Annotated in this window: 8 protein-coding genes; 4 read left to right on the top strand and 4 right to left on the bottom strand. The window is 37.3% G+C overall.

Annotated features, from left to right (window positions below; translation table 11 throughout):
- Positions 1-93 precede the first annotated feature (93 nt).
- Positions 94-564, top strand: coding sequence for a hypothetical protein (locus EG849_RS11950; protein ID WP_125013318.1), 471 nt, complete (start codon positions 94-96; stop codon positions 562-564).
- On the opposite strand, the gene EG849_RS11945 is transcribed toward EG849_RS11950, so the two are convergent.
- Complete coding sequence (locus tag EG849_RS11945; RefSeq protein ID WP_125013317.1) at positions 561-1,013, bottom strand: hypothetical protein; 453 nt, start codon at positions 1,011-1,013, stop codon at positions 561-563. The genes EG849_RS11950 and EG849_RS11945 overlap by 4 nt on opposite strands.
- On the opposite strand from EG849_RS11945, the gene EG849_RS11940 reads away from it, so the two are divergent.
- Complete coding sequence (locus EG849_RS11940) at positions 1,012-1,209, top strand: hypothetical protein (protein ID WP_125013316.1); 198 nt, start codon at positions 1,012-1,014, stop codon at positions 1,207-1,209. The two genes, EG849_RS11945 and EG849_RS11940, sit on opposite strands and share 2 nt — an antisense overlap.
- 176 nt (positions 1,210-1,385) lie before the next feature.
- Here EG849_RS11940 and EG849_RS11935 read toward each other — a convergent pair whose 3' ends face one another.
- The 3 genes from EG849_RS11935 to EG849_RS11925 all read right to left on the bottom strand — a co-directional run bounded on the left by EG849_RS11935 (position 1,386) and on the right by EG849_RS11925 (position 3,829).
- Positions 1,386-2,243 (bottom strand): carboxylesterase family protein, encoded by an 858-nt coding sequence (locus EG849_RS11935; protein ID WP_233581793.1) that lies wholly within the window; start codon positions 2,241-2,243, stop codon positions 1,386-1,388.
- An 87-nt stretch (positions 2,244-2,330) separates the two neighbouring features.
- The gene (locus EG849_RS11930; RefSeq protein WP_125013314.1) at positions 2,331-3,299 is read right to left on the bottom strand and encodes a YpdA family putative bacillithiol disulfide reductase; all 969 of its coding nucleotides are present in this window, start codon (positions 3,297-3,299) and stop codon (positions 2,331-2,333) included.
- A gap of 59 nt (positions 3,300-3,358) precedes the next feature.
- The gene (locus EG849_RS11925) at positions 3,359-3,829 is read right to left on the bottom strand and encodes a CYTH domain-containing protein (protein WP_125013313.1); all 471 of its coding nucleotides are present in this window, start codon (positions 3,827-3,829) and stop codon (positions 3,359-3,361) included.
- 83 nt (positions 3,830-3,912) lie between these two features.
- Between EG849_RS11925 and EG849_RS11920 the strand changes: the two genes are divergently transcribed.
- Together EG849_RS11920 and dinB are read left to right on the top strand one after the other, a co-directional pair.
- Positions 3,913-5,994, top strand: coding sequence for a recombinase (locus EG849_RS11920; protein ID WP_125013312.1), 2,082 nt, complete (start codon positions 3,913-3,915; stop codon positions 5,992-5,994).
- Positions 5,995-6,075: 81 nt separating this feature from the next.
- Positions 6,076-7,158: a DNA polymerase IV gene (gene dinB, locus EG849_RS11915; RefSeq protein WP_125013320.1), complete on the top strand. Its 1,083-nt coding sequence runs from the start codon at positions 6,076-6,078 to the stop codon at positions 7,156-7,158.
- Positions 7,159-7,196 lie beyond the last annotated feature (38 nt).

The following is a 7,196-nucleotide window of genomic DNA, read 5'->3' as shown; positions in this document are numbered from 1 at the left end:
TATATTTACTTCAAAATTAAGTTTGAATAAGAACTTTGAAGGGTTTTTAGACGAACTGACGTTAGCAGAGATTTGTGTAAAACTTGTAGTAAAATGGAGATTGAAAAATTAATTGGATTCTTTTTAGGTATTGTACTTGTAGCTTTTGTCTTGTATAATTTGTTCTTATTTTTCAAAGATAGACAACTTATAAATTCGTATCTTTTATTAGATAGTAATGAGACTCAAGATTTAAAAATTTTTGCTATAATTGCGAAAAGTAAAATTGTAACTTTTGGTCAAAGTTATCAATATGCAAAATTTCAGTTTGCAAATAATGAAGTTTACGTTTCTTTAAGGAACAATCATCCCAAACGACTATATTTTGGCCCGTTAGTTATAAAAGCTTCAGAATCTAATTCTTATTCTTACTTTTCAATGTATGAATTATCTGAATTCAAGATTATTGGTGATGAAATTAAAATTGGATTTAAACCTAAAAATTTAATTGGAACAACCTATTTTTTACATCTTGTAAATGTAAATGAAGAAGATCGTATTATATTAAGTTCAAACCTATGCTAACAGCGGTTTATGTCTTTGTCTTTTATACGGCCATCGGCTCTTTTCTCAAAGTCTGCTACTGCCTGAAAGGGAAAGGCAAAAAATGGAAAGTGAAGGATTCCGCCCGCTCTGAGACTGTATTCCCTCTTTCTTCCCTGACCAAAGAAGAGCACAACAATCCTTTCTTGGTGCTCCAAAACGCATTCAGGGAAAGGACGTTGCAAGAGTTTGAATTTTTCTTGTGTTAAATCATTGAGATTTCCCTTTACCCGAACACTACTGATCCCGACACCGACCTTGTGACGCCCTATATCCATCTGATCAAGATGCTCGATGCGGCGGCACTGATGCAGGAAAAGGGCGTTGAAAAAATCAAGAAAGGGGAGGGTGAAGACGGTGTGCTTGGCGGTGGTGAGGCGCCAGTTAGAATTAAAAGTAGAAGGATACAGGGATCTCTTCTGTATTATCATGGATTTGCTCAAGGCCGGAATGCTGGCCTTAGACGGAGTTGCAACCAGCGACAGCACTATCTGCAGGGATCCCGAAAGATACGTTTACAGCCTTTTAAAAATAATAGAAATGCTGATCCCTTTGGAAGAAGCTGCACTGCTGGATATGTTTTACAGAAAATATCTAGATGAGAAGAAAAAAAGTGACCCCAAATAACTTTTCCAATCATAATTATAACAAAATGCCAACTTCGGAGGCATTTTCCAGCTCCCCGCCTGGCAAGTGGTTTTGAGATGCGGAAATTATTATTTAGAACAAACCTTCCGTTTTTAAAAAGGAATCGACTTTCAATCGTTCCTTTTTTATTTGTTTCATAGCTGTAGCTGCCTTATTTACTCGCAAAACCCATACGGATTTGCTTTGTCTGCCTTTTTTCCAGTTTTGAAAACCGTGTGGTTCTGCACTTTTTTTCCGATCAAAACGTCGTTCAAAAAGTTTAAAATATAAAATTGGTCCTTTTCAAAAAGTGTCCCGCTGTATTCGTGCCCGCCACCGCAATAGGTATAAAGTGACGTCGAACCGTCTAAACTCAAGGCGTGATTGTAAATAGAATTTGAACCAAAAAGCATCAGCCAATTGCTCGAATTGGTCTTGCAAAGATGATGTGCCGCAGTTCCAAAAGGCACAACGGTATCGGCACTTCCGTGGAAAAAAAGCATCGGAATTATGTTTTTTTTCGTAATCATATTCAGATCCATAATCGCTCCAGCGCCAGAAACCAATCCGGCATATCTAAAGTCTTTTGGGAGCGCATTTTTAGCATACAGATTCATGGTTTTAAAATCCCAAAAAGCAGCGTGCAACACCGCTTCGGCACCAGCACTTGATCCAGAAATAAAGATTTTATCTACATCAATATTGTGTTTTTCACTATTTTTTATAAAGTAAGAAGTAGCCAGCCATAAGTCATTGGCTGCAAATTGAAACGACTTGATTTTATTCGGAAGCGCTCCGTCACATCCAAAGTTTTTTCCTTTTGCATACAAAGTATACGTAATTGTTGCTGAAGCAAATCCATTATTTGCTAAATACTTGCAAAGGCTGTGTCCAGATTCTCTTTCGCCTCCAGAAAATCCGCCACCGTGAACATAAATCATCAAGGGGAGTTTGGTTTTTGAAGCATTTTCAGGGACAAACAAATCCAAATCCAACTTTAAAGTATCATTTTGGAAATAAGTAATCGTAGTCATTTTTTGCGCTTTGGCCAACGAACAAGCAAAGAAAAATGAGAAAAACAGCAATTTTTTCATAGTGATTTGGGTTACCTATTTATAAATTTAAGAAGTTTTAGAAACAATTGAATCTAATATCATCCCAGCGTGCACTCTTGAATTTTCAATAAACCATTTGTGCGTTTCCATACCGCCACAAACCACGCCGGCCAAATAAAGACCGGTAACGTTGGTTTCCATCGTTTCTGGATTGTATTTTGGCGCTTTTTTTTCATCGTCAGAAAGCTCAATTCCCATGTTTGAAAGAAAATTCAAATCGGGTTGGTAACCTGTCAAGGCCAAAACAAAGTCGTTTTCTAACGTAATTTTTCCTTTGGGTGTTTTGATTTCCACTTCGTTTTCACGTATTTCGGAAAGCGTAGATTCAAAGTAAGCTTTAATGCTTCCTTCGGCAATTCGATTTTCAATATCAGGCTTGGCCCAATATTTCACGCGGCTGTTGATTTCATTTTTTCGAATCACCATCGTCACTTCCGCGCCTTTTCGATAACATTCTAAAGCGGCATCCACAGAAGAATTATTGGCGCCGACAACCAAAATCTTGCGAAACGCATATTCGTGCGCTTCCTTATAATAATGGCGCACTTTTGGCAAATCTTCACCTGGAATGTCCATATAAAGCGGGATGTCATAAAATCCTGTAGCGATCACTACGTTAGAACTCGAATATTTTTTCTTGTCTGAAAGAATCTCAAACGAACCGTCGTTTTGTTTTAAAACGCTTTCCACTTTTTCAAATAAATGAATATTGAAATTGAAATAGCGGTGAATGTTTCGGTAATATTCCAGTGCATCTTGGCGCCCTGGTTTTGGCGCCAAGCAATTAAACGGAATGTTGCCAATTTCAAGACGTTCTGCTGTTGAAAAAAAGGTCATATATAGCGGATAATTGAAAATGCTGTTGACCAAAGCCCCTTTTTCAAGGATCAAATAGTTCAGGTTATTCTTTTGCGCTTCAATCGCGCAAGCCAGTCCAATTGGGCCTCCGCCTATGATTATAAGGTCGTATTTCATAATAAAGTGTAGCCGAATTTACAGATCCTTAAAATTCAAATCGGTAATTCTGCGGTTATTTATTTCCAGTTTTTAAACGGATTGTTGCTCAAGTAAGCATTGTAATACCTTTCGTCATTTGTCACTTCTTGCCCAAGCCAATTGGGTTTTTCAAAAGGTTCGTCTTCTGATTTCAATTCAATTTCGGCTATAACCAAACCTTCGTTGTCGCCAAAAAACTCATCTACTTCATAGGTATGGTTTCCGATTTCAACTTCGTGCCTGATTTTGTCAATTACGCCATTTTCGCACAATTGAATCAAATTTTTAGCTTCCGCCAGGGCAATTTCGGTCTCCCATTCAAAACGTGTCATTCCCGTCTCGTTTCCTTTGCCCTTGATGGTCAAAAAGCCAACTTCTCCTTTGATCCTCACGCGAACCGTTCGTTCAGGATGGCTGTTCAAATAGCCTTGCGCAATGTGATTCTTTCGAAGGGCCTCTTTTTTGAAATCTTCTGAATTTACTAGAAACTTTCTTTCTATCTCAACCATATTATTATAATTTTACATCACGAATTTACTGATAAATGTCCGCCAATTTGTATTTTTACAGTTAAAGCTTACTTAAACACTCTATGAAATTTAGAAAATCAAAGCCAAAAATAACGATTACTTCTTTTTTAAGTCACTATTTTGACGAAGCCCAACTTTGGACACAAACGCAAGATGAAATCGAGCTTTTAGTACAGTTGGTCAGGATTATACGCCCTAAAAACCCTAAAGCTGCAGCACGAATTGATATCTATGAACTCTTAGATTTCCTTCGTAAAAATGACTTTGTCCGACTTCAATTCTCCTATTATATTAAGCATTTATTGCATCACAAAGAATTCAATAAATTCTTATCAGACGCCGGAATTTTACAAGATGTAGATTTTATTTTTGAAGTAAGAAAGCGCCTTTTTTCAAAATTGCTTCCTTTTCAGCCTAACAAAGAATCCCTTGAATATGTTTTAAACCAAGTATTTTATGTCAATACCGATTCTGTTTGGGTGAATAAAATTCCGATGGATCAAGTGGAGGAATTGTATGATTTGTTGCTGTTCAAGACCATTTATGATTCTATCGAAGAAGATTCTGCCTTGTCAGAATTATTGCATTCGATGAGCATCATTACGCAAAGAATTTCGGGCCGTGCCATGGAAACCGATGTAATAAAGATGGTACCAGAATATGATAATCTCGAAAGTCCGTTTTCTGCCTTTGAAAAAGAACTCATACAAATTGATGAAATTATCAGAAATCCCAACGGTGACCATTATATTACGTCAAACGATCTGTATTATAAGCAGTTGCTCATTTTGCACAAGCAATGTATGGATTTTGTTGAAAAAGCATTTGCAAACACCTCAAAATATGGTATTTCACTTCGCGTAAATCAAAATTTGCTCCGCATCAGGCAGCAGTTGCACCGACTAAAAGTTTTGATTCCGCTTTTGATTGTTGATTTTGAAGAAAATAAAAAAAATAACGGCATCCAGCTGGCCTTAAAACTGATAAAATACAATTGTTATAAAAACGATGTCCGGGGTTTAATTAGCGAAAGCACGCAGCTTTTATCATATGAAGTTACACAGCATACTGCCAAAACAGGCGAAAAATACATAACCGAAGGCAAAGCCGAATATTTCAGGATGTTCCGCGGTGCTTTGGGTGGTGGTTTGATTGTGGGATTTCTCTGTATCATAAAAGTGTTGTTGGGGAAAGTGGAAACTAGCGCTTTCGGACACGCATTTTTGTACAGCATGAATTATGCGGCTGGTTTCATTGCTATTTATCTTTGTGGTTTTACATTAGCAACAAAACAGCCTGCCATGACAGCTTCTGCATTAATCAGTGCGCTGGAAAAAGGGATGAAAAAGCAAGGGCAGCCCTCTGAAAAACATTATGCTTTTGCCGTTTTGTTTGCCCGTGTTTTCCGATCACAATTTATCGCTTTTGTAGGCAATGTAATTATGGCTTTTCCTGTCGCTTTATTAGGTATTTGGCTGATCGATTACGCTTTTGAATACAATATTGCCGCTTCAAAATGGACAAAATTGTTGACTGATTTGAGTCCGGTTCATTCGCCAGCAATTTTTCACGCTGCGATTGCAGGAGTTTTCCTTTTCTTGTCTGGAATTATTTCGGGAAGTATTGCCAACAGAGACAAACATGGCCATGTTTATTATAGAATTCAAGAACATCCGCTGTTGAAAAAGAGCTTCGGAAGAGAAAAAACGAAGAAATTTGCTGACTTATATGAGAAAAAATGGGCCGGAGTCATTTCTAATTTTTGGTTCGGGATTTTCATGGGCTCCACGGCTTCCGTTGGACTATTTTTCGGATTAGATTTAGATATTCGACATATTACATTTACCAGCGGAAATTTCGCCCTCGGGCTTTATGGGGGCGATTTTATGGCTTCGATTGATATCATTATTTGGTCCATAATCGGAATAGGAGTCGTGGGACTGGTCAATTTCTTGGTTAGTTTTTCACTTTCATTAGGACTGGCTTTCCGTTCGAGAAATATTCCTTTGTTAGAAGTCCGTTATATTATTTCGTCAATTTGGAGGCATTTTACTTACAAGCCAATGAGCTTCTTTTTTCCGTCAGAAAGTAAAATTAAATCAGAAGCAACAGAGAGTTACCTGACTTCAGATACTAAGAAATAATCCGAAATATTTACTGTAAAAACAGCTAGTTTTGAATTAAATTTGAAGCAAGAATCAGAACGACTTTTTGAGGAAAGATTTATGCAAGAGCCAATTCAAAATAGGAAAATCATACACGTTGATATGGATGCTTTTTATGCATCTGTGGAACAAATGGATAATCCTGAATTGCGAGGAAAGCCGGTGGCTGTTGGCGGTGGAGAAAATCGTGGGGTCGTTTCGGCGGCAAGTTATGAAGCTCGAAAATTTGGCGTAAGAAGTGCCATCAGCGGTTATTTAGCCAAAAAAAATTGTCCCGATTTGATTTTTGTACGGCCAAGATTCGAACGCTATCGTGAAATTTCTGCGAAGATCCACAAGATTTTTTATGACTACACTGATTTGGTCGAGCCACTTTCGCTGGACGAAGCTTATTTAGATGTTACCGTAAATAAAAAAGGAAATCCGAGTGCTACTTTAATTGCACAGGAAATTAGAAAAAGGATTTTTGACGAGGTCGGACTTACGGCTTCTGCCGGGATTTCTATGAATAAATTTGTAGCAAAAGTAGCTTCTGATTTTAATAAACCAAACGGACAAAAAACGGTAAATCCTGATGAGATTATTGATTTTTTAGAAGTACTTCCAATCCGCAAGTTTTATGGAGTAGGGAAGGTTACCACTGATAAAATGTACCACCTAGGCATTTTTACGGGAAAAGATTTGAAAGAAAAATCCTTAGAATTTTTAGTGAAACATTTCGGAAAATCGGGAGCGTTTTATTACAATGTAGTTCGTGGGATCCACAACAGCGCTGTAAAATCAGAGCGTATTGCAAAATCTGTGGGAGCGGAGCATACATTTGATGAAAATCTGACTTCAGAAGTTTTTATGATGGAACGTTTGGAATCTATTGCAGCCACTTTAGAAAGAAGGTTGAAAAAACACAAAATTGCAGGGAAAACGGTTACATTGAAAATTAAATATAGTGACTTCACCGTTCAAACTCGAAGCAAAACTTTGATATATTTTATTGCTGACAAAAGTCTGATTCTTGATACGGCAAAAGAATTATTGTATCAAGAAAAAATGAAAGATTCAGTACGTTTGCTGGGTTTGTCTCTTGGGAATCTGAATACAGAAGTAAAGAAAACAATAGTGGTACAATTGAAATTTGATTTTTAATAATGTTGAACAAGAGTTAAACAGTACTAACATTTGCG

It is taken from the genome of Flavobacterium macacae (assembly GCF_003865365.1).
Lineage (GTDB): Bacteria > Bacteroidota > Bacteroidia > Flavobacteriales > Flavobacteriaceae > Flavobacterium > Flavobacterium macacae.
The sequence above is the reverse complement of the archived record's forward strand: the minus strand, read 5'-3'. Positions and strand labels throughout refer to the sequence as shown.

Bases quoted from the DNA above. Each gene is read 5' to 3' on its own strand.
- EG849_RS11950 (WP_125013318.1), top strand. From the start codon at position 94: ATGGAGATTGAAAAATTAATTGGATTCTTTTTAGGTATTGTACTTGTA.
- EG849_RS11930 (WP_125013314.1), bottom strand. From the start codon at position 3,299: ATGAAATACGACCTTATAATCATAGGCGGAGGCCCAATTGGACTGGCT.
- EG849_RS11925 (WP_125013313.1), bottom strand. From the start codon at position 3,829: ATGGTTGAGATAGAAAGAAAGTTTCTAGTAAATTCAGAAGATTTCAAA.
- EG849_RS11945 (WP_125013317.1), bottom strand. From the start codon at position 1,013: ATGATAATACAGAAGAGATCCCTGTATCCTTCTACTTTTAATTCTAAC.
- dinB (WP_125013320.1), top strand. From the start codon at position 6,076: ATGCAAGAGCCAATTCAAAATAGGAAAATCATACACGTTGATATGGAT.
- EG849_RS11940 (WP_125013316.1), top strand. From the start codon at position 1,012: ATGGATTTGCTCAAGGCCGGAATGCTGGCCTTAGACGGAGTTGCAACC.
- EG849_RS11935 (WP_233581793.1), bottom strand. From the start codon at position 2,243: ATGACTACGATTACTTATTTCCAAAATGATACTTTAAAGTTGGATTTG.
- EG849_RS11920 (WP_125013312.1), top strand. From the start codon at position 3,913: ATGAAATTTAGAAAATCAAAGCCAAAAATAACGATTACTTCTTTTTTA.